Annotated in this window: 18 protein-coding genes; 14 read left to right on the top strand and 4 right to left on the bottom strand. The window is 72.7% G+C overall.

All coding sequences use genetic code 11. The annotated features are described in order from the left end of the window. Positions 1-80: 80 nt before the first annotated feature. Complete coding sequence (locus ACZ7OU_RS30860; protein WP_470257901.1) at positions 81-1,235, top strand: NAD(P)/FAD-dependent oxidoreductase; 1,155 nt, start codon at positions 81-83, stop codon at positions 1,233-1,235. On the opposite strand, the gene ACZ7OU_RS30855 is transcribed toward ACZ7OU_RS30860, so the two are convergent. Beyond that, complete coding sequence (locus ACZ7OU_RS30855) at positions 1,230-2,201, bottom strand: magnesium transporter CorA family protein (RefSeq protein WP_470257900.1); 972 nt, start codon at positions 2,199-2,201, stop codon at positions 1,230-1,232. The two genes, ACZ7OU_RS30860 and ACZ7OU_RS30855, sit on opposite strands and share 6 nt — an antisense overlap. Positions 2,202-2,276: 75 nt before the next feature. Here ACZ7OU_RS30855 and ACZ7OU_RS30850 point away from each other — a divergent pair, with 75 nt between their 5' ends. From ACZ7OU_RS30850 to ACZ7OU_RS30840, 3 genes are read left to right on the top strand one after another with little or no spacing between them, the layout of a single operon-like run. Next, positions 2,277-3,224 (top strand): acyl-CoA dehydrogenase family protein, encoded by a 948-nt coding sequence (locus tag ACZ7OU_RS30850; protein ID WP_470257899.1) that lies wholly within the window; start codon positions 2,277-2,279, stop codon positions 3,222-3,224. Continuing rightward, entirely contained in the window at positions 3,221-4,462 is a 1,242-nt protein-coding gene (locus ACZ7OU_RS30845; protein WP_470257898.1) for a bifunctional PIG-L family deacetylase/class I SAM-dependent methyltransferase, read from the top strand. Before ACZ7OU_RS30850 ends, ACZ7OU_RS30845 begins: the two co-directional genes overlap by 4 nt. Beyond that, on the top strand, positions 4,459-5,175 hold the full coding sequence (locus ACZ7OU_RS30840) for a glycosyltransferase family 2 protein (RefSeq protein WP_470243941.1): 717 nt from the start codon (positions 4,459-4,461) through the stop codon (positions 5,173-5,175). Before ACZ7OU_RS30845 ends, ACZ7OU_RS30840 begins: the two co-directional genes overlap by 4 nt. 306 nt (positions 5,176-5,481) lie before the next feature. Here ACZ7OU_RS30840 and ACZ7OU_RS30835 read toward each other — a convergent pair whose 3' ends face one another. Continuing rightward, complete coding sequence (locus ACZ7OU_RS30835; protein ID WP_470257897.1) at positions 5,482-7,686, bottom strand: ATP-binding protein; 2,205 nt, start codon at positions 7,684-7,686, stop codon at positions 5,482-5,484. 274 nt (positions 7,687-7,960) lie between these two features. Between ACZ7OU_RS30835 and ACZ7OU_RS30830 the strand changes: the two genes are divergently transcribed. The 5 genes from ACZ7OU_RS30830 to hpaD are packed head-to-tail and all read left to right on the top strand — an operon-like array spanning position 7,961 to position 13,532. After that, the gene (locus ACZ7OU_RS30830) at positions 7,961-9,379 is read left to right on the top strand and encodes a fumarylacetoacetate hydrolase family protein (protein ID WP_470257896.1); all 1,419 of its coding nucleotides are present in this window, start codon (positions 7,961-7,963) and stop codon (positions 9,377-9,379) included. Next, positions 9,361-10,029: a GntR family transcriptional regulator gene (locus tag ACZ7OU_RS30825; RefSeq protein ID WP_470257895.1), complete on the top strand. Its 669-nt coding sequence runs from the start codon at positions 9,361-9,363 to the stop codon at positions 10,027-10,029. Before ACZ7OU_RS30830 ends, ACZ7OU_RS30825 begins: the two co-directional genes overlap by 19 nt. A gap of 16 nt (positions 10,030-10,045) precedes the next feature. After that, a complete protein-coding gene (dapA, locus tag ACZ7OU_RS30820; protein WP_470257894.1) occupies positions 10,046-10,993 on the top strand; it encodes a 4-hydroxy-tetrahydrodipicolinate synthase in 948 nt (315 codons plus the stop codon). Further along, on the top strand, positions 10,990-12,498 hold the full coding sequence (gene hpaE / locus ACZ7OU_RS30815) for a 5-carboxymethyl-2-hydroxymuconate semialdehyde dehydrogenase (protein WP_470257893.1): 1,509 nt from the start codon (positions 10,990-10,992) through the stop codon (positions 12,496-12,498). The genes dapA and hpaE overlap by 4 nt, the downstream gene beginning before the upstream one ends. Further along, on the top strand, positions 12,495-13,532 hold the full coding sequence (hpaD, locus tag ACZ7OU_RS30810) for a 3,4-dihydroxyphenylacetate 2,3-dioxygenase (RefSeq protein WP_470243935.1): 1,038 nt from the start codon (positions 12,495-12,497) through the stop codon (positions 13,530-13,532). The genes hpaE and hpaD overlap by 4 nt, the downstream gene beginning before the upstream one ends. Here the strand turns inward: hpaD and ACZ7OU_RS30805 are convergent. After that, a complete protein-coding gene (locus ACZ7OU_RS30805) occupies positions 13,515-15,332 on the bottom strand; it encodes a S9 family peptidase (RefSeq protein ID WP_470257892.1) in 1,818 nt (605 codons plus the stop codon). The genes hpaD and ACZ7OU_RS30805 overlap by 18 nt on opposite strands. 90 nt (positions 15,333-15,422) lie before the next feature. Between ACZ7OU_RS30805 and ACZ7OU_RS30800 the strand changes: the two genes are divergently transcribed. The 5 genes from ACZ7OU_RS30800 to ACZ7OU_RS30780 all read left to right on the top strand — a co-directional run bounded on the left by ACZ7OU_RS30800 (position 15,423) and on the right by ACZ7OU_RS30780 (position 20,271). Beyond that, positions 15,423-16,814 carry an FAD-binding oxidoreductase gene (locus ACZ7OU_RS30800; protein WP_470257891.1) on the top strand — a complete coding sequence of 464 codons (1,392 nt, stop codon included), beginning with the start codon at positions 15,423-15,425 and terminating at the stop codon, positions 16,812-16,814. Beyond that, positions 16,796-18,091: a class I SAM-dependent methyltransferase gene (locus tag ACZ7OU_RS30795; protein ID WP_470257890.1), complete on the top strand. Its 1,296-nt coding sequence runs from the start codon at positions 16,796-16,798 to the stop codon at positions 18,089-18,091. The genes ACZ7OU_RS30800 and ACZ7OU_RS30795 overlap by 19 nt, the downstream gene beginning before the upstream one ends. A gap of 101 nt (positions 18,092-18,192) precedes the next feature. Then, positions 18,193-18,396: a cold-shock protein gene (locus tag ACZ7OU_RS30790; RefSeq protein ID WP_004558414.1), complete on the top strand. Its 204-nt coding sequence runs from the start codon at positions 18,193-18,195 to the stop codon at positions 18,394-18,396. A 344-nt stretch (positions 18,397-18,740) separates the two neighbouring features. Beyond that, on the top strand, positions 18,741-19,673 hold the full coding sequence (locus tag ACZ7OU_RS30785) for an acyl-CoA desaturase (protein WP_470243931.1): 933 nt from the start codon (positions 18,741-18,743) through the stop codon (positions 19,671-19,673). A 55-nt stretch (positions 19,674-19,728) separates the two neighbouring features. Beyond that, complete coding sequence (locus tag ACZ7OU_RS30780) at positions 19,729-20,271, top strand: polysaccharide deacetylase family protein (RefSeq protein ID WP_470257889.1); 543 nt, start codon at positions 19,729-19,731, stop codon at positions 20,269-20,271. Here the strand turns inward: ACZ7OU_RS30780 and ACZ7OU_RS30775 are convergent. Beyond that, positions 20,261-21,244 carry an endo-1,4-beta-xylanase gene (locus ACZ7OU_RS30775; protein ID WP_470243929.1) on the bottom strand — a complete coding sequence of 328 codons (984 nt, stop codon included), beginning with the start codon at positions 21,242-21,244 and terminating at the stop codon, positions 20,261-20,263. The two genes, ACZ7OU_RS30780 and ACZ7OU_RS30775, sit on opposite strands and share 11 nt — an antisense overlap. Between the last annotated feature and the right edge of the window lie 82 nt (positions 21,245-21,326).

The raw sequence follows: 21,326 nt of genomic DNA, 5'->3' as shown, positions 1-21,326 counted from the left end.
TCGTTCCTTCCGATGTCCACAGTGGAGCGTCTACTGTGGACTTAAGTGTGCGCGCCGCACCGACCGGGTACTCCCGCCGCATGGATGCCCAGAATCTCGTCGTCGTCGGCAGTGGACCGGCCGGTGTGTCCGCCGCCCGTGCCTACCGGGAAGCGGGTGGCAGTGGTCCGGTGCACCTGCTCACCGCGGACGCCGACCCGCCTTACGAGCGCCCGCCGCTGTCGAAGGAGTTCCTGCGCGGCGAGGCCGGGCTTCCGTCGCTCGACGACGGCTTCCTGGCGAAACACGACGTCACCGTCACCCTCGGCGACCCGGTCACCGAGCTGGGCGAGGGCCGGCTCCGCACCGCCTCCGGCACGGTCCACCGGTTCACCACCTGCGTGCTCGCCACCGGTGCGGAGCCCGTCCGGCCCGGGATTCCCGGCGCCGACCACCCCGACGTCCGGACCCTCCGCTCGGCCGCCGACTCCCGTGAGCTGCGCGCGGCCGCGTCCGGTGTGCGCAGCGCAGTCGTCGTCGGCGCCGGGTTCATCGGCTGCGAGGCCGCGGTGTCCCTCTCCCGGCTCGGGCTCCAGGTCACCGTCGTCTGCCAGGAGGACGTCCCGCAGGAGAAGCGGCTCGGTCACGAGGCGGGCGAATTCCTCCTGCGCTGGCTCAAGTCCGAGGGCGTGAGCGTGCTTCGCGGCACGAAACTGACGTCGATCGAGGGCGGTTACCGGATCCGCACCGACCTGGTGCCGATCCTCGACGCGGGCTTCGTCGTGCTCGCCACCGGCGTCCAGCCGCGGATCGAGCTGGCCGAGGCGGCCGGGCTCACCGTCGAGCAGGGGCGGATCCGCACCGACGAGCACCTGCGCACGAGCGCGCCCGGCGTGCTCGCGGCGGGCGACGTCGCGTTCGCCCACAACCCTGCGGCCGGCCGCGCGCTGGCCGTCGAGCACTGGGGCGAAGGTCTCGCGATGGGCGAGGTGGCCGGCCGGACCGCGGCGGGCGAAGACGCCGTGTGGGACGAGGTGCCGGGCTTCTGGTCGGTGGTCGGCGACCGGGTGCTGAAGTACGCGGCGTGGGGTGACGGCTTCGACCGCGCCCGCCCGCTGCCGCGCGACGACGGCGGGTTCACGGTCTGGTACGAACGCGACGGCAAGGCGGTCGGCGTCCTCACCCACGAAGCCGACGAGGACTACGAGCGCGGCCGGGAGCTGATCCGGCGCGGCGACCCGGTGCCCGCGTCATAGCCAGTCCTTCTTCTTGAAGAGCGCGTACAGCCCCACCGAAAGCACGAGTACGACGACCGTCGAAGCCCAGAACCCGCTCGTCGCGCCGTAGCCCGGGTACGGGACGTTCTGGCCGTAGAACCCGGTCACCGCGGTGGGTACCGCGATCACCGCGGCCCACCCGGTGACCTTCTTCATGACCAGGTTCAGCCGGTTGCTCTGCAGGTTGAGCTGCGTCTCCCGGATCGTGGTGACGAGCTCGCGCAGCGCTTCGGTCTGCTCCGCGGCCTGCCGGGCGTGGTCGTGGACGTCCTCGAAGTAGGGGCGGGTAAGCTCGTCGGCCAGCCGCAGGTCCGGGCGCATCAGCGAGCTGATCACCTCGCGCATCGGCAGCACCACCTTGCGCAGCGCGGTGAGGCTCTTGCGCAGCCGGAACGAGCGCCGCTGCAGCAGAGACTGGTCCGGGCGGTCGTCGAACACCAGGTCCTCGAGGGCTTCGACCTGCTCGTCGAGCGCCTGCACGGCCTCGTACTGGCCGTCGACGACGACGTCGAGCAGGCCGTGCGCCAGGAACGGGACACCCGACTTCGCCAGCTCGGTGTTCTGGTCCCACCGGCGCACGACCGCGTCGATGTCGAAGCCGTCGTCCTTGCGCACGGTCACCAGCGCCCGCCGCGTGAGGAACGCGGCCAGCTCGGACGTCTCGACCTCGCCGGTCTCCGCGTCGAACCGGACGGCGTAGGCGGTCAGGAAGGCGTGCCCGTCATAGCGGTCGAGCTTGGGCCGCTGGTGCTCCTGGACGGCGTCCTCCACGGCGAGCCGGTGCAGGCCCAGCTCGCCGGCGAGCTCGGTCAGGTCCGCTTCGGACGGTTCGCAGAGGTCGACCCACACCGCGGTGTCCGGCTCGGCCAGGAAATCGGAGACCTCCGCGACGGGAAAGTCTTCCTTGTGCAGCACGCCGTCGCGGTAGGCGCGGGTTTTCGTCATGGTCCGAGGATGCCCGACGGGCGAATTGTTCACACTCCCGCGTAACTCGCGGCGAAACGGGTAACCGTTGATCTTGTGAGTGCCTTGCTGGCGGAGACCCCTCCGAAACCCCTGCCGTTCCCCCGCACGATCGCGTCGGTCGGTGCCGAGCTGCGCTCGCTGCACGCCGCGGGCGAGCTCGACCTCCCCCTGCCCGGTGGTTCGCGGACCGCGGACCGCTGGGCGGCGCTGGCCGCGTTCGGCCGCCGCGACCTGACGCTCGCCCGGCTCGCCGAGGGCCACGCCGACGCCGTCGCCATCCTCGCCGAGGCAGGCCGCTCACCCGCCGCCGGCGCGCTCTACGGCGTGTGGGCGGCGAAGTCGGGCGGCACCGGGGCCGTCCTGGAAGGCGGCGCGCTCACCGGGACGGTCCGCTTCTGCTCCGGGCTCTCCCTGCTCGAACGCGCACTGGTCGCCGCGGGCGACCGGCTGGTCGAAGTGGACCTCGCCGATCCGCGCGTCCGGCGGCACCCGGACGCGTGGCAGGCCGTCGGGATGGACGCCTCCGACAGCGGGGACGTGGAGTTCGACGGCGTGCCCGGCACGCTCGTCGGGCCGCCCGGCTGGTACGTGGCCCGGCCCGGGTTCTCGCTCGGCGGGGCCGGCGTCGCGGCCGTCTGGCTCGGCGGAGCCGCCGGTGTCCTCGACGGTGCCCTCGCCCACCTGCGCGACCGGGGTGCCGCCGACGAGCACCAGCTGGCCCACGTCGGCGCGATGCACACCGCGCTGAGCTGCGCGGAAGCCGTACTCGCGCTCGCCGCTCCCGGTGTGGTCGACGCGCTGCTCGCGGGAACCTGCCGCGCCGCGGCGGAGCGCACCGCCGTCGAGGTGCTCGAACGGGCGTTGAAGGTGACCGGGCCGACGCCGGCCTGCCGGGACCGGCGCTTCGCGCAGCGAGTCGCCGACCTGCCGGTCTACGTCCGGCAGCACCACGCGGAACGCGATCTCGCCGCCCTCGGCCGCACCGTCCTGGGCGCGGCATGACCCCGGACTGGCCGGGCGAGCCGTTCGAGCACGCCCTCATCGTGGCCGCGCACCCGGACGACGAGACGCTCGGGGCGAGCGGCCTCCTGCAGCGCCTGCACGCCGCCGGGACCGCGGTGACGCTCGTCGTGGCGACCGACGGCGAGGCCGCGTTCCCCGCCTCCGGTGCCGGCGAACGTCGTGAGCTGGCCAGGACGCGCCGTCGCGAACTGGCGGATTCCCTGCGGGCGCAGGGGCTTTCCACCGTCGAGCCGGTGTGGCTCGGGTTGCCGGACTCCGACCTGGCGTCCCACGCCGACGAGCTGACCTCGGCGTTGCGCCCGCACGCGGACGGACGCGACCTGTGCCTGCTGCCCTGGCCGGACGACCCGCACCCCGACCACCGGGCGGCCGCCCTGGCCACGCTCGCCGCGGCGCCGGTGCCGGCGCAGTGCTGGTCGTACCCGATCTGGCTCTGGCACCGGCTGCGCCCCGACGACCCGGCCATCCCGTGGCCCCGGGCGCGGTCCCTGCGGCTCACGGAAGCGGAGCGGCACGCCAAGGCGGCCGCGATCGCGACGTTCACCTCCCAGCTCGAGCCCGGCCCGCGCGGCGAGGAGCCGATCCTGCCGGAGGAGGTGCTGGCCCACTTCGGCGGCGACACCGAGGTGTTCTTCCGCGAGCCGCCGCGGACGTCGGCGCCGGTGAGCCGGTTCGCGTCGCTGTACGCCGCCGCGGAAGACCCGTGGTCGGTGGGGACGAAGTGGTACGAGCGGCGGAAACGGGCGATGGTGCTGGCCTGCCTGCCCGACGAGCACTACGACACGGTCGTCGAGCCCGCGTGCGGCGTGGGCGTGCTGACCCGCGACCTCGCGGCGCGCGCCGGCCGCGTGCTCGCGTTCGACCCGGTGCCCGCGGCGGTGGAGCGCACCCGCGCGGCCGTCGCCGACCTGTCCCATGTGGACGTCCACATCGGAGCGGTTCCGTCGGGGATCCCGGAAGGGCCGGCCGACCTGCTGGTCCACAGCGAGCTTCTGTACTACTTGGACGATCGCGAGCTCGACGAGACGATCGAGGCGTCGGCGGCGGCCCTGCGACCCGGCGGGCACCTGCTGGCCGTGCACTGGCTCCCGTGGGCGCCCGAAGCACCGCGCGATGCCCGGGACGCGCACGCGCGGCTGCTCGCGCACCCCGCGTTCGAGCCCCTGGTCGAGCACACCGACGAGCAGTTCCTGCTGCACGTGCTGAGGCGCCGGTGATCACGGCGGTCGGCGTCGTCGTGCCCGCGCGCGACGAAGCGACACTGGTCGGTGCCTGCGTCCGCGCGGTGGATCTCGCGCTGAGGCGGCTGCCCGCCGGAGTCGCGCGCGCGGTCTGCGTCGTCGCGGACCGCTGCGGCGACGCGACGGCGGAGGTGGCCCGCGCGGCGTTCGGTGCCGTGCCCGGCGTGGTCGTGGTCTCCCGGTCGGCGTGGACGATCGGGGAGGTCCGCGACCTGGGCGTCACCCGGGTCCGCGCGCTGCTGGGCACCCCGGCGGCGCGGACGCTGCTGCTGAGCACGGACGCCGACTCGCGCGTGACGCCGGGCTGGGCGCGAGCGCACCTGGCCCGGGCCCGCCAGGGGTACCACGCGATCGCCGGGACGGCGGAGCTGTCGGCCCCGTTCAGCACGTCGGCCCGGGCCCTTTCGCGGTACGACGACGTCCTCGACCACGCGCGCACGACGGAGGGCCACGGGTCGGTGTACGGCGCGAACCTGGGCGTGCGCGCGGACGCGTTCGACGGGGTGGGCGGCTTCGGGCGCCGGGCGACGGGCGAGGACCACGACCTGTGGCGCCGGCTCGGCCAGGCGGGCTTCCGCCGCTGCTACGAGTCGGGCGCGCCGGTGGTGACGAGCGCGAGGCTGCACGGCCGGGCCCCGGACGGTCTCGCGGCATTGCTGCGCACGTTGGCCGAGGACACGGTCGCCTGACGCCGCGTTTGTAGAGGTCCTTCGTAGAGGTTGTCGCTGTCGCGCCGGGCCGCCCGCCGCGAAGATCACTCCTGCCGCCACTCCCGATGAGAAAGGCACCGGTGAGAGCAGCCTGGAGGATCCTTCTCACCGCGCTCGTCGCGGCGTCCCCGCTCATCGCGGTGCCCGCCGCGGCCGCGGAAGCGCGGACGCACATCGTGGTCGTCGAGCGGGTGCGCGACACCGTCGAAGTCGCCTGCGCGAAGCACGACGGCCTGATCTCGTGCGTCGCCGTGCACCGTCCCCGGCCCTACCTGACGCCGGTGGTCACAATCGGTCCAGCTCCGCTCGGACCTCGGCCACGCGCTCCGCACCGCCGTACTCCCGCAGCAGCTCCAGCGCGTCCGTGAGCACCTCGCGCGCCCGGTCGCGGTCCGCGCGGCCGACGTGCGCGCGGCCCAGCTCGGCCAGCGCCATCGCCTCGTACAGCCGGACCCCGGACTCGTGCCAGAGGTCCGCGCTCCGGCTCAGCTCCTCGACCGCGACGTCGAACCGGCCCAGCTCCCGGTGCACGATCCCGATCCGCATCCGGCCGTACGCCATGCCGCGCAGATCGCCGGTTTCCTCGCCGACCGCCACCGCTTCCGCCGCGTACGCCAGCTCGCGAGCACGGTCGCCCTGGCGTCCGTACAGCACCGCCAGGTTGACCAGGTTGAGCGTCTCGACGTGCCGCAGCCCGAGCGACCGGTTGAGCGCCAGGCTCCGCTCGCCGAAGCCGATCGCCGCGTCGACGTCGTCGCCGAGGCCGTGGACGAAGCAGAGGTTGTTGAGGATGCCCGCCAGCTGACGCTCGTCGCCGATCGCCTCCCAGTCCGCGAGGCTCCGGCGGAGGAACGCGTGCGAGCGCCGGAAGCCGGCCGCTTCGCCGCCGTGCGCGAGCTCGGCCTCGGCGACCCCGAGGTCGTTGCGCAGGGTCGCGGCCGCGACCGGGTCGACGCCGTCGACCAGCTCCAGGGCGACCTCGTCGACCTGGATGGCGTCCCGCCAGCGGGCCCGGGCGCGGTGGTATTCGTACAGGCCGAGCCCGACGGCGGCGATCGCCTCGGGCGGCACCCCGGGCGTCGCGGCGGCCTGCCGCACGACCGTGACGAGGTGCGCCTGGTGCCGGTCGAGCCAGGCGAACACCTCGTCGGCGGAGGCCGGTCCGGTGGCCGCCCACCGCCCGGCCGCCCAGTCGTGGCGGTGCGAAACCGCGGAGACGAGCGCCATGCTCCGCCAGGCCATCGCCGCGCAGAGCTCGACGACGCGGGTGATCGCCGCGGCCCGTTCGCCGGCCGGCGCTTGCTCCCGTGCGTAGAGCCGGAGCAGGTCGTGCAGCCGGTACCAGCCGGGCGCGGGCGTGGTCAGGAGGTGCTCGTCGGTGAGCCGCTCCAGCAGCGCCTCCGTCTCCGGCTCGGGCGCGTCGAGCAGCCGGCTCGCGACGGGCACCGACAGCTCCGGGACGTCGAGCAGCGACAGGAGCGGGTACGCGCGGGCGGCGGTGTCGTCCAGCGCGCCGACGGCGAGCGCGAAGCTGGTCCGGACGCCGGTTTCGTCGAGCCGCCGGCGTTCGTCGTCGAGCCGGTGCGCGAGGTGGGCGACGGGCCAGCGCGGCCGGGTCGCCAGCCGCGCGCCGACGAGGTGCAGCGCCAGCGGCAGGTACCCGCACAGGCGCGCGACCGTCCGGGCGGCGGTGGGTTCGGCCGCGACGCGTTCGGCCCCGATCTCGGCCGCGAGCAGGCGCAGCGCGTCGGGCTCGGGCAGGACGTCGAGCAGGACCTGGTGCGACTGAGGGAGGTCGGTGAGCGCGACGCGGCTGGTGACGATCGCCGCCGAGCCCCCGGAGCCGGGCAGCAGCGGCGCGACGTGCGCGGCGTCGCGGGCGTTGTCGAGCACGAGCAGCAGGCGTTTCGGGGCGAGCAGCGTCCGGAAGCGGGCGGCGGCGGAGTCGAGCGACAACGGCGTCGGCGGCTCGCCCCCGAGTTCGCGGACGAGCCGGTCGAGCAGGTCGAGCGGATCCGGCGGGTCGGCGGCGTGTCCGCGCAGGTCCAGGTGCAGCGAGCCGTCGGGGAAGCGCCGGGCGAGCCGATGGCCGGCTTCGAGGGCGAGCGCGGTCTTGCCGACGCCCGCCATCCCGGCGATCGCCACGACGACGCCCTGACGTGCCTCGCCGAGCAGCCCGAGCACCCGCTCGAGCTCGACGTCCCGGCCGGTGAAGGCGGCGATCCCACCAGGCAGTTCCCGGGGGACGACCTTGGTACCGGCGGGAGTGCCGGGCCTGGTGGCCGCGGCGGCGAACTCCGCGCGCTCGTCGCCGGTGAGGCCGAGGGCGTCGGCGAGCCGGTCGAGGGTTTCGCGGTGCGGGTAGCGGCGGTCCCCGCGTTCGAGCGCGCCGACGGCCTGGCCGCTGAGCCCGGACTTCTCGGCCAGCGCCTCCTGGGTCAGCTCCGCGGCCCGCCGAAGCCGGCGCAGCCGAGTACCGAACGACTCCATCCCCGCTCCCCTCCCCCGACGAGGATCACATGCCGGAGCGGGAGGACGCCAGGAGGCGGGCCGATCAGTACCCCCGGCGACGGGGCTCCGGCCACGCGGGCGGTCGCGACTCGGCTCGGCGGCGAGGGACGCGGAAGCTCCTGCCCTGCGGGCGGGCGCAAGTCGCCCCAGCGGCGCAGCCCACGCGAGGCAGGGAACCCGATCGGGGGTTCCCTTGTGCCGCCGATCGTATATCATTTGAGATATCTTCCGTACCGGCAGGCAGGAACCCCGGATGACCAGCATCGCGCGACCCGGCAAGATCATCGCGCTGCACCTCAACTACCGCTCGCGCGCCGCCCAGCGCGGCCGGGTCCCGGAGCAGCCGTCGTACTTCCTCAAGCCGCCGACGTCCGTGGCGGCCAGCGGGGCGGCGCTCGAACGCCCGGCCGGCACCGAGCTGCTGGGCTTCGAAGGCGAGATCGCGCTGGTCATCGGCCGCACCGCCCGCCGCGTCACCCCCGAAGCCGGCTGGTCCCACGTCGGTGGCGTCACCGCGGCCAACGACTTCGGCGTGTACGACCTGCGCTACGCCGACAAGGGCAGCAACCTGCGGTCCAAGGGCGGCGACGGCTTCACCCCGCTCGGCCCGGCGGTGCTGCCCGCCGCCGACGTCGACCCCGCCGCGCTGCGGCTGCGCACCTGGCTCAACGGCGAGCTGGTCCAGGAAGACACCACGGCCGACCTGCTGTTCGGCTTCGGCCGCCTGGTCGCCGACCTCTCCCAGCTGATCACCCTCGACCCCGGCGACGTCGTCCTGACCGGCACACCCGCGGGCGCCTCGGTCGCCGTCCCCGGCGACGTCGTCGAGGTCGAGGTCGACACCGCCGGGCACACCACCGGGCGGCTGGTCACGCCGATCACCGCGGGCACCGTCCCGTTCGGGCCGTACGGCGCGCTCCCCCGCGCCGACGAGCAGCAGCGAGCCGACGCGTACGGGACGTCCACATCGGACTTCGAACTGACCGCGGAACTCAGGGAACGCATCGAATCCGTCGGCACCGCGACGCTTTCCGTCCAGCTCCGCAAGCGCGGGCTCGACGACGTCTTCATCGAAGGCCTGACGTCGACCCGCCCGCGCACGCGGCTGACCGGCCGCGCCCGGACCCTGCGCTACCTGCCCTACCGCGACGACCTGTTCAAAAAGCACGGCGGCGGCTACAACGCCCAGAAGCGGGCGATCGACGCCCTCGGGCCCGGCGACGTCCTCGTCATGGAGGCCCGCGGCGAACGCGGCACGGGCACGGTCGGCGACATCCTCGCGCTGCGGGCGCAGGTGCGCGGCGCGGCCGGGATCGTCACCGACGGCGGCGTCCGCGACCTCGCCGCGGTGTCCGCTTTGGACATTCCCACCTACCACGCCGGGCCGCACCCGGCGGTGCTCGGCCGCCGGCACGTGCCGTGGGACGTCGACGTCGCGATCGCCTGCGGTGGCGCGGCCGTCTGCCCCGGCGACGTCATCGTCGGCGACGCCGACGGGGTGCTGGTCATCCCGCCGGACCTGGTCGAGGAAGTCGTCGACGCGGCGATCGACCAAGAGCTGCGGGAGACGTTCATCGCCGAGCGGGTCGCCGCGGGCGAGCGCGTCGAAGGCCTCTACCCGATGGACGAGCACTGGCGCGGGAGGTACGCCGCATGGCTCGCGAAACGGTGAACGGCACCGCGATGAGCAAGTCGCGGATCGCCTACGAGTGGATCAAGGCCCGGATCGCCGACGGCACCTTCTCCCCCGGCTACCGGCTCGTGCTCGGCCAGCTCGCCCAGGAACAGGGGGTCAGCGTGGTCCCCATCCGCGAGGCGATCCGGCTGCTGGAGGCCGAAGGCCTGGTCACGTTCGAACGGCACGTCGGCGCGCAGGTCGCCATGGTCGACGAGAGCGAATACCAGCACACGATGCAGACCCTCGCCCTGGTCGAGGGCTACGCCGCCGCGCTGGCCGCACCCCACCTGCCGGCCGGGGCGCTCGGCGAGGCCCGGGCGCTGAACGCCGACCTGGCAGACTGCCTCGGGCATTTCGAGCCGGCCCGGTTCACCGCGCTCAACCGGGACTTCCACGCCGTGCTGTTCGCCGCCTGCCCCAACCCGCAGGTCCTCGACCTGGTCCGGCGCGGCTGGGACCGGCTCAGCGGGCTGCGCACCTCGACGTTCAGCTTCGTGCCCGGCCGCGCGCGGCAGTCCGTGGCCGAGCACGAGCAGATCCTCCGCCTGCTCGACGCGAGCGCTCCCGCCGCCGACGTCGAACAGGCCGTCCGCGCCCACCGGCTCGCCACGCTCGACGCCTTCCTCGCCCACCGCCATCCCTGACGCAGAAAGGGAACCCATGCGCTTCCGCTCCGACCCCCAGGCCATCCGCGGGTCGATCGCGCCGCTGATGACGCCGTTCACCGTCGACGGCGCCGTGGACCACGACGGCCTGAAGAACCTGGTGCGCTGGCAGCTCGCCTCGGGCACCCACGGCATCTCGATCGGCGGCTCCACCGGCGAACCGGGGTCGCAGACGATCGCCGAGCGCGCCGCAGCGATCCGCACGGTGGCCGCGGAGGTCGGCGACCGCGTCCCGTTCATCCCCGGCACCGGCTCGGCGAAGCTCGACGAGACGCTCGAACTCACCGCCGCCGCGCGCGACGCGGGGATCGACGCGGCACTCGTCATCACGCCGTACTACGCACGGCCCACGCAGGACGCGCTGTTCGTCTGGTACCGCACGGTCTGCCGGGAGTTCCCGGACCTGCCGATCGTCGCGTACAACGTGCCGAGCCGGACCGCGGTCGACCTCGCGCCGGAGACGGTCGCCCGGCTGTTCCGCTCGTGCGACAACTTCGTCGGGATCAAGGAGACGACGAAGGACTTCGAGCACTTCTCCCGGGTGCTGCACCTGTGCGGCCGCGAGCTGCTCGTGTGGTCCGGGATCGAGCTGCTCTGCCTGCCGCTGCTGGCGCTCGGCGGCGCCGGGTTCGTCAGCGCGACGGCCAACATCGCGCCGGCCGCCTGCGCCGAGATGTACACCGCGTGGCAGTCGGGTGATCACGAACGCGCCCGCGAGATCCACTACGGCCTGCACCCGCTGGTCGACCTGCTGTTCGTCGAGACCAACCCGGCCCCCGGGAAGTGGGTGCTGGAGCAACGCGGGCTGATCGCGTCGGGCCACGTGCGGCCGCCGCTGATCACGCCGACCGAAGCCGGTCTCGCCCGCATCCGGAACTTCATGGCCGAAGGCGAGAAGTACCTGACGCCGGCCGAAGGCTTCACCGTGAAAGGGAAAGCATGACCCACTACGTCCCGGAAGGACTGCCGGGCGAGCTGAAGCACTACATCGGCGGCGAGCTCGTCGACAGTGTGTCGGGCAAGACGTTCGACGTGCTCGACCCGGTGTCGAACTCCCCGTACGTGACCGCGGCCGCGGGCCAGGCCGAGGACGTCGACCGGGCGGTCGCGGCGGCCCGGCGGGCGTTCACCGACGGGCCGTGGCCACGGATGCTGCCACGGGCCCGCGCGCGGGTGCTGAACAAGATCGCCGACGCCGTCGAGGCCCAGGACCGGCGGCTGGCCGAGCTGGAGACGTTCGACACCGGCCTGCCGATCACCCAGGCCCTGGGGCAGGCCCAGCGCGCCGCCGAGAACTTCCGGTTCTTCGCCGACCTCGTCGTCGCGCAGGCCGACGACACCTACCAGGTGCCCGGGCGGCAGGTGAACTACGTGCACCGCAAGCCGGTCGGGGTCGCCGGGCTGATCACGCCGTGGAACACGCCGTTCATGCTGGAGAGCTGGAAGCTCGCGCCGGCGCTGGCCTCGGGGTGCACGGTGGTGCTCAAGCCGGCCGAGTTCACGCCGCTGTCGGCGAGCCTGTGGGCCGCGATCTTCGCCGGCGCCGGGCTGCCCGACGGCGTGTTCAACCTGGTCAACGGCTTCGGCGAGGAGGCAGGCGACGCGCTGGTCAAGCACCCGGACGTCCCGCTGATCTCGTTCACCGGCGAGACCACGACCGGGCAGACGATCTACCGCAACTGCGCGGCCGGGCTCAAGGGCATGTCGATGGAGCTGGGCGGCAAGTCCCCGGCGATCGTGTTCGCCGACGCCGACCTCGACGCCGCGCTCGACTCGACGTTGTTCGGCGTCTTCTCCCTCAACGGCGAGCGCTGCACCGCGGGCAGCCGGATCCTCGTCGAGCGGCCGATCTACGACGAGTTCTGCGCGCGGTACGCCGCGCGGGCGGCGAACATCGTCGTCGGGGACCCGCACGACCCGGCCACCGAGGTCGGCGCGCTCGTGCACCCCGAGCACTACGAGAAGGTGATGCGGTACGTCGAGCTGGGCAAGTCGGAAGGCCGGCTGCTCGCGGGCGGCGGCCGACCATCCGGTTTGGACGGTGGTAACTACATGGCGCCGACGGTGTTCGCCGACGTGCCGTCGTCCGCGCGGATCTTCCAGGAGGAGATCTTCGGGCCGGTGGTCGCGCTGACCCCGTTCGACACCGAAGAAGAGGCGCTGGCGCTGGCCAACGACGTCAAGTACGGCCTGGCCGCCTACCTGTGGACGTCGGACCTGCGGCGCGCGCACACCTTCGCGCAGTCGGTCGAAGCCGGGATGGTCTGGCTGAACTCGCACAACGTCCGCGATCTGCGGACGCCGTTCGGCGGGGTCAAGGCGTCCGGGCTCGGCCACGAAGGCGGCTACCGCTCGCTCGACTTCTACACCCACCAGCAGGCGATCCACGTCTCGCTCGGGCCGGTGCACACCGCCCGGTTCGGCAGCGTCCCGAAAGGACAGTCATGACCCCGCCGGACATCCTGCGCTGCGCGTACGCCGAGCTCGTCGTCACCGACCTGGCGGCGTCCCGCGCGTTCTACGTCGACGTGCTCGGGCTCGTGGTCACGCACGAGGATTCCGGCGCGCTGTACCTGCGGGCCTTCGAGGAGTACCTCCACCATTCCCTGGTGCTGCGCAAGGGATCCACGCCCGCGCTGGCCGTGCTCGCCTACCGCGTGCGGAGCGCCGCCGACCTCGCCTTGGCCGAGGAGTACTACCGTGCGCTCGGCTGCCGGGTCGAGCGCCGGGCGGCGGGGGCGACGCGCGGGATCGGCGAGGCGGTGCGCGTCGTCGACCCGCTCGGGTTCCCGGTGGAGTTCTTCCACGAGGCCGAGCACGTCGAGCGGTTCACGCAGCGCTACGACGTCCACGGCGCCGGCGCGCTGTCGCGGCTGGACCACTTCAACCTGGACACCCCGGACGTCCCCGCGGCCCGGAAGTACTACGAGGGCCTGGGTTTCCGCGTGTCCGAGGACATCCAGGACGACGAAGGCACGGTGTACGCGGCCTGGATGTTCCGCAAGCCGACGGTCCACGACGTCGCCCTGACCGGCGGCGACGGCCCGCGACTGCACCACATCGCGTTCGCGTCGCACGAACGGCACCAGATCCTGCACATCTGCGACCACCTGGGCGCGCTGCGCAAGCCGGGCATGATCGAACGCGGCCCGGGCCGGCACGGCGTGTCGAACGCGTTCTACCTCTACGTCCGGGATCCCGACGGGCACCGCGTCGAGATCTACACGCACGACTACTACACCGGTGACCCGGACAACCCGGTGATCACCTGGGACGTGCACGACAACCAGCGCCGCGACTGGTGGGGCAACCCGGTGGTGCCGAGCTGGTACACCGACGCGTCGGTGGTGCTGGACCTCGACGGCGCGGTGCGGGAGGTCGTCGCCCGGGCCGAGCCACGCGAAGCCGACGTCACCGTCGGCGCGGACGGGTTCTCCTTCGGCGCCGGGGAAGCGGAGTTCAAGCTAGGCGAGCAGGTCTGAGAACCACGCGCGCGTGCGGTGCAGGACGTCGATCTGGTGGTCGCGTTCGCGGATCGAGTGGTTCTCACGCGGATAGACGACGTACTCGTGGTGTTTGCCGGCGAGGGCGCGGTGCAGGAGCTCCGCCTGCGACAGCGGGACGTTGGTGTCGCCCTCGCCGTGCAGGATGAGCACGGGTGTGCGGATCTTCTCGGCGTGGGTGATGGGGCTGTTGTCCACGCCGCCCAGCGCGGCTTCGAACCGCGTGTGCTCGCCGGTGGCCGCGAGCACCGGCCAGTCGATCACGCCCGCGCCGACCAGGGCCGCGGCGAAGCGGTCGGTCTGCGTCACGGCCCAGGCGGCGAAGAAGCCGCCGTGGCTCCAGCCGCCGATCCCGAGCCGGCTCTCGTCGGCGATGCCGTCCCGCACGAGCAGGTCGATGCCGGCGAGGACGTCGGTGAACTCCGCGCCGCCGGCGTCCCCCGCGACGCTGGCCGCGAAGGCGTGACCGTGGCCCAGGCCGCCTCGGGCGTTCGGGAGGAAGACCGCGAAACCGGCGGCGGCGAGCCACTGGCCCGAGGGGTACCAGCCGAGGTGGAAGCGGTCGGCGTACCGGTCGTGGGGGCCGCCGTGCACGAGGGTGACCAGGGGGAAGGGGCCGTCGGTCTTGGTTTTGCCCGGCGGGAGGACCAGGAGCCCGTCGAGGTCAAGGCCGTCCGGGGCTCGGTAGTCCAGCCGGTGCTGGGTGCCCCAGGTTCCGTCCGGGGCGGTGAAGCTGAGACGTCGCAGGTCGTGCGGTGTGCCGGCGTAGACGTCCTCGGGCTCGGTGGCGGTGCTCTTCACCAGGGCGATGGTCCGGCCGTCACTACTCGCGGTGAGGGACGCGCCCTGGACTTCGGCGATCCGCGGGAAAGCGGGGCCGAGGCGGCGGATGGTCGTGTCCAGGCCTTCGGCGAACAGGACGAGGGGTGGGCCGTCGTCGACCTGGACGAGTTCGGCCGGGCAGATCGTCATGCCTTCGGTGAGGTTGGCGCCGTCCGCGAAGACGGCGGTGCCGCCGACCGGGCCGGGCGGGGTCAGGCCGAGGTGCGCGAGGTGCCAGCCGGTGGCGTCGTGCCACCAGGCCGGTGAGGACGCTTCGAGGGCGGGGGTGCCGAGGTCGCGGGTTTCGCCGGTGCTTGGGTCGACGAGGTGGAGGCCGGGTTCGAAGACCCCTGGCTCACGATCGGCACAGGACCAGGTCAAGACGGCGAGGCTCGCGCCGTCCGGCCGGACGGCGACTTCACAGACGTGCCGGTCGCCGAGGTCGCCCAGCGGCCGGATGATGGACGTCGCGAGGTCGAGCAGCCAGAGGCGGTCGGGGCGGGCTCGGGTGCCCCAGGTCCGCCGCTCCCCGCCCGGCCGGACGGTCCGCACCCGGGGATCGGCCCCACGCTCGTCCGGGTCCGGCGCGATCAGCACCACGGCGTCCGGCAGCGGGACGTGCCCGCTGATGCCCGCGGGCCGGTCCGTCAGCCGCTCGGGGGCGCCGCCGGCGAGGCCGATCCGGTACAGCTGCGACGTTCCGCGGTCGTCCCGGTCCGACAGGAAGTACACCGAACCCGAGTCCGCCGCCCACCGCGGTGCCCGGTGCCCGGCCTCGCCGCCCGCGATCTCCAGGGCCGGCTCACTGCCGTCTGCCGGCGCGAGCCACAACCCGCTCACCGGGTACTCCCCCACCCGGCCGACCCGGGCCGTGACGTACACGACCCACCGGCCGTCCGGGGAGATCCGCGGTTCACGAGGTATCGCCCGGTCCACCACGGTTTCCGCTGTCAGCACCCGTTCGCCCCCCATCTCGTCCGACCAGTGTGCCGGAAGTGGCGGCCCGACGACGGTGCGCCCGCCTTCGCCGTGAGGCAGGATCGAGAGGTGACCATCGATCAGGCCGGGGTACCGGAAGCCCGTCCGGGCCCGGCTTTCCCCGAGCACGAAGCCCGCGTCGACGCCCTGCGGCGGCAGCTCACCGCCATGGGTGACGGCGCGACCATCCGGCTCGCCAAGCGGACGTCCAACCTGTTCCGCTCCCGGGCCGCCGCGAAACACCCCGGACTGGACGTTTCGGGCTTCTCCCACGTGCTGCGCGTCGACCCCGAGGCCCGGACCGCCGACGTCGAAGGGATGGTCACCTACGAGCAGCTCGTCGACGCGACGCTGCCGCACGGCCTGATGCCCCTGGTCGTCCCGCAGCTCAAGACCATCACCCTCGGCGGCGCCGTCACCGGGCTCGGCATCGAGTCCTCGTCGTTCCGCAACGGCATGCCGCACGAGTCGGTGCTGGAGCTCGAAGTGCTCACCGGGGACGGCGGGATCGTCGTCGCCACGCCGGACAACGAGCACGCGGCCCTCTTCCGCGGCTTCCCCAACTCCTACGGCACCCTCGGCTACGCGCTGCGCCTGAAGATCGTCCTCGAGCCGGTGAAGCCGTTCGTCGAGCTCCGCCACGTCCGCTACCGCGACCGGGACACCTACTTCCGCGCCCTCACCGAGGCCTGTGACAGCGGCGAGCACGACTTCGTCGACGGCACGGTGTTCGGCCCGGACGAGCTGTACCTGACCCTGGCCAGCTTCGCCGACACGGCGCCCGCGACCAGCGACTACACCTGGCTGGACATCTACTACCGCTCGATCCGGCAGCGGGAGACCGACCACCTCACCGTCCGCGACTACCTCTGGCGCTGGGACACCGACTGGTTCTGGTGCTCCCGCGCGTTCGGCGTCCAGCACCGGCTGCCGCGGCTGCTGCTCGGCCGCCGGCTCCTGCGGTCGTCGGTCTACTGGAAGGTCGTGGCGCTCGAGCGCCGGTTCAAGATCGCCGAGCGGCTGCTCAAGCTCCGGCGGATGCCGCCGGAAGAGACGATCGTGCAGGACATCGAGGTGCCGGTCGGCCGCGCCGCGGAGTTCCTCGAGTTCTTCGAGCGGGAGATCCCGATCAGCCCGGTGTGGGTCTGCCCGCTCCGGCAGCGCCCGGGCGGCGTGCGCTGGCCGCTCTACGAGCTGGACCCCGAGGCGCTCTACGTCAACTTCGGGTTCTGGTCGGCCGTGCCGCTCGACCCCGGTGAGCGCGACGGCGTGCACAACCGGATGATCGAAGCCGAGGTCACCCGGCTGGGCGGGCACAAGTCGCTCTATTCGGACAGCTTCTACGCCGAAGACGAGTTCTGGCGGCTCTACAACGGTGACACCTACCGGGAGCTCAAGCGGACCTACGACCCGGACGAGCGGCTGCTCGGCCTCTACGAGAAATGTGTCCGCCGCCGGTGAAAGGAAAGAACGTGACCCAGGCAAGCACCCCGGTCGGCGAGGTCTTCGAGCGTCTGCTCGGCCCCCGCGCGACCGTCTCGATCACCGCCTACGACGGCAGCAGCAGCGGCCCGGCCGACGCGCCGGTCGCGATCCAGGTCCGTTCGCCGCTGGCGCTGGACTACCTCATGTCCTCCCCCGGCGACCTCGGCCTCGCCCGCGCGTACGTCGCGGGCGCGCTCGACGTCACCGGCGACCTCTACACGGCGCTGCACGCGCTCTCGGCCCAGGTCGACCAGCTCACCCCGGCCGACCGGCTGTGGCTGCTGCGCAAGCTCGGCCCCCGCCACCTGCGGGTCGTCAAGCCGCCCGCCGAGGAGCACCCGAGCCGGATCCGGCGCGGGATGACCGCACTGCGGCACTCGAAGAGCCGCGACAGCGAGGCCATCGCCAGCCACTACGACGTGTCCAACCGGTTCTACGAGCTGGTCCTCGGCCCGTCGATGGCCTACACCTGCGCGGTGTACCCGGAGGCCGGCGCCTCGCTGGAGCAGGCGCAGGAGCACAAGTTCGACCTGGTCTGCCGCAAGCTCGGCCTCGAACCCGGGATGAAGCTGCTCGACGTCGGCTGCGGCTGGGGCGGGATGGTCGCGCACGCCGTCCGGCACTACGGCGTCGAGGCGCTCGGCGTCACGCTCTCGCGCGAGCAGGCCCAGTGGGCGCAGAAGAACATCGTCTCCCTCGGCCTGGCCGACCGCGCCGAGATCCGCCACCTCGACTACCGGGACGTCACCGAGACCGGGTTCGACGCGATCTCGTCGATCGGCCTGACCGAGCACATCGGCGCCCGCAACGTGCCCGGCTACTTCCGGTTCCTCGCGGCCAAGCTCAAGCCGCACGGGCGCCTGCTCAACCACTGCATCACCAACCCGGACGGCAGCGTCGCCCACCGCTCGCGCGGGTTCATCGACCGCTACGTCTTCCCGGATGGTGAGCTCGAGGCGCCCGGCGAGCTCGTCACGGCCATGCACGACGCCGGCCTGGAGGTCCGGCATTCGGAAAACCTCCGTGAGCACTACGCACTGACGCTGGCCGGGTGGTGCGCGAACCTCGACGAGCACTGGGACGAGGCGGTCGCCGAAGCGGGGGCCGGCCGGAGCCGCGTTTGGGCCCTCTACCTGGCCGCTTGCCGCCTGGCGTTCGAGCGCCGCGAGATCGAACTGCACCAGATTCTCGGGGTGCGGACCGACAGCGAGGGCGGCATGAGGATGCCGCTGCGCCCCGATTGGGGAGTTTGACCACCGGGGCTGGCCAGTCCGGACCGTCAATGGGAGGATGGTCCCGAGACCGGGTGTCCGAACGGGACACCCAGGCTCACTAAAAAAGAGTAGGTATGGGTATGGCTCAGGGCAGTGTCAAGTGGTTCAACGGTGAAAAGGGCTTCGGCTTCATCGCGCAGGACGGCGGGGGTCCGGACGTGTTCGTCCACTACTCCGAGATCCAGGGCAGCGGCTTCAAGTCGCTCGACGAGGGTCAGCGCGTGGAGTTCGAAATCGGCCAGGGCCAGAAGGGCCCCCAGGCCCAGCGCGTCAGCGTTATCTGAGCCACGAGGCACCGAAGGCCCTCGCCCCCTCCGGGGGGCGGGGGCCTTTCTCGTGGTCGGCCACACTGCGGGTTTACAACGGTCCGGTAACATGTGAAGGGTCGAGAGCCCTCGGACGCCGGTGCCCCGCCGGTTTCCCTCCCGACCTTGGCCAGCCGACCGCCCTTCCGGGTGGCGGAGCCCCGGCCCGCGGCGACACCGCGGGTCAGCACCGGGCCGATCGCCGACAGGAGCGGCGTGACGCCCGGCCCACCGCAGACCGCTGACCGCCGGGTGTTCCCGCTCCCCGGCCTCCCGCGCGTGAGCTTCGCTCCGCGCGTGCCGACCCCCGAAACGAGTAGTGCATGACAGCCTCCGTGAAGGCTCCCCGTCCCCCCGCGAAACCGGTGCTCTCCGGCCGTCAGACCGTGGCCGAGCTGATCACCATCCGCACGTTCCTGCTGGTCCCCTTCCTCGCGCTCGCCGCGGCCGTCCCGGTGTTCTGGGGCTGGGGCGTCAGCTGGCTCGACCTCACCATCGGCGGCGCGTTCTTCGTCGTCTCGACGCTCGGCATCACCGTCGGCTACCACCGCTACTTCACCCACGGCGCGTTCCGCGCCAAGCGGGCGCTGCGGATCGCGCTGGCCGTCGCCGGCGGCCTCGCGGCGCAGGGCCCGGTGATCGGCTGGGTCGCCGACCACCGCCGTCACCACGCGTTCTCCGACCGCGAGGGCGACCCGCACTCGCCGTGGCTGTTCGGCACGTCCCCGGCGGCGCTGGCCCGCGGCTTCTGGCACGCCCACATGGGCTGGCTCTTCGGGCGTGACAAGACCAACATCGACCGGTTCGCCCCCGACCTGGCGGCCGACCGCGACATGCGCGTCGTCGACCGGCTCTTCCCGCTGTGGATCGTGCTGAGCCTGCTGCTGCCGCCGCTGCTCGGCGGCCTGATCACGCTGTCGTGGTGGGGCGCGCTGACCGCGTTCCTCTGGGCCGGCCTGGCGCGGATCTCGTTCCAGCACCACGTGACGTGGTCGGTGAACTCGGTCTGCCACATGATCGGCGAGCGCCCGTTCGCCAGCCGCGACCGCTCGGCGAACTTCTGGCCGCTGGCGATCCTGTCGATGGGCGAGTCGTGGCACAACACCCACCACGCGGACCCGACGTCGGCCCGCCACGGTGCGCAGCGCGGCCAGATCGACATCTCCGCCCGGGTGATCTGGGCGTTCGAGAAGCTCGGCTGGGCGTGGAACGTCCGCTGGCCGACCGCGAAGCGGCTGGCGGCCCTCGCCCGCTGACGAAAGCACGCCGAAAGTCCTTGCCCCCGCGGCCGTACCGGGTGACCGTCGCCGGATGGACACCGTGGCGCTGACCTTCGACGACGGCCCGTACCCCGCGACGACGCCGGCGCTGCTGGCCGCGCTCGGCGGGGTGCGGGCCACGTTCTTCCTGTGGGGCGAGCACGCCGCGGCGCACCCGGACCTGGTCCGGGCGATCGCCGCGGCGGGGCACACGATCGGCAACCACACCTGGACGCACCCACCCCTCACCGGGCTGTCCGCCGAGGCCCGTGACCAGGAGATCCGGCGGACGCAGGACCTCCTGGTCACGCTGACCGGACTGCGCCCGGCGCTGTTCCGGCCGCCCTACGGCGACACGGACGACGCCGTCCGGACGACCGCCGCCGAACACGAGCTCACCGAGGTGCTCTGGACCGTCGACACCCGCGACTGGGCGGGCGCCCCGGCGGACGAGGTCGAGGCCGCGGCGTCGCGAGCCGAGCCGGGCGGCGTCGTCCTGATGCACGAAGGCCGCCCGGCGACGGTCGAAGCGGTACCCCGGATCCTCGCGGCCCTCGCCGCCCGCGGCCTACGCCCGGTCCCGATCAGGGGTTGATGCGCAGGTACGCCGGCTTCGGCCGGAGGTTCTCGTCGAACAGGCAGGCCGCCCCCTCGCCCGGGAAGACGTCCGGGACCCAGGAGTGCCGGTCCGTGAAGCCCCAAGTCGTGAACTCCACGCACCGCCGGACCGCCTGGCAGCCGTCCCACAGCCGGTCGAAGTAGCTCGCCTGTGTGTCGAGCTTCGCCGCGTCCGGCGGGGTCGGAATCCGGACGTCGGCTTCGGTGATGGCGACGTCCACGCCGAGCTTCGTCAGCCGCGTCAGGTTCTCGCGGTACTCCCCCGGGAAGCCGTACTGGATCGACAGGTGCGCCTGGACCCCGACGCCGCCGATCGGGACGCCCTGTCGCTTGAGCGTCTTCACCAGGTCGTACACCGCGTCGCTCTTCGGGTTGCGGCCTTCGATGTTGTAGTCGTTGATGTAGAGCGTCGCCGACGGGTCGGCCGCGTGCGCCCAGCGGAACACATCCGCGACGAACCCGTCGCCGAGCTTCTGCCGGAAGACCGTGTCGCGCCGCGTGCCGTCCTCGTTGAACAGCTCGTTGACGACGTCCCAGGCGCGAATCTTTCCCTTGTACCGCTTGACTTCGGTGGTGATGTGGTCGCGCAGGACGCGTCTCAGCTCGTCGGCGGGCAGCGCGGCCACCCAGTCCGGCAACTGGGAGTGCCAGACGAGCGTGTGGCCGCGGACGGTCTTGTGGTGCGTTTGCGCGTACCGGACGATCGCGTCGGCGCCCGACCAGTCGTACTGCCCGCGCACGGCTTCGACCGTGCCCCATTTCATCTCGTTCTCGGGCGTCACGTTGTCGAATTCACGGGTGAGGACGGCCCGGTAATCGTTTTCGTCCGCCAGGTACGCCGCCGCCACCGCGCTGCCGACGTAGCGGTGCGTGATGTCTTTCAGCGGAACGGCGGCCGAAGCCGCGGGGGCCTGCCACACGGCAATGCCCGCGACGACCGCGACCGTCACCAGAGCGCGTTTAATAGGAATACTTCTCAGCATCTGTTTTCCTCCGTTTTCCGAAAGTTTCGAGGAGTGTCAATTCGGGTTT

Source organism: Amycolatopsis sp. NPDC114505 (genome assembly GCF_055633615.1).
This window is presented reverse-complemented; position numbering and strand designations above follow the sequence as displayed.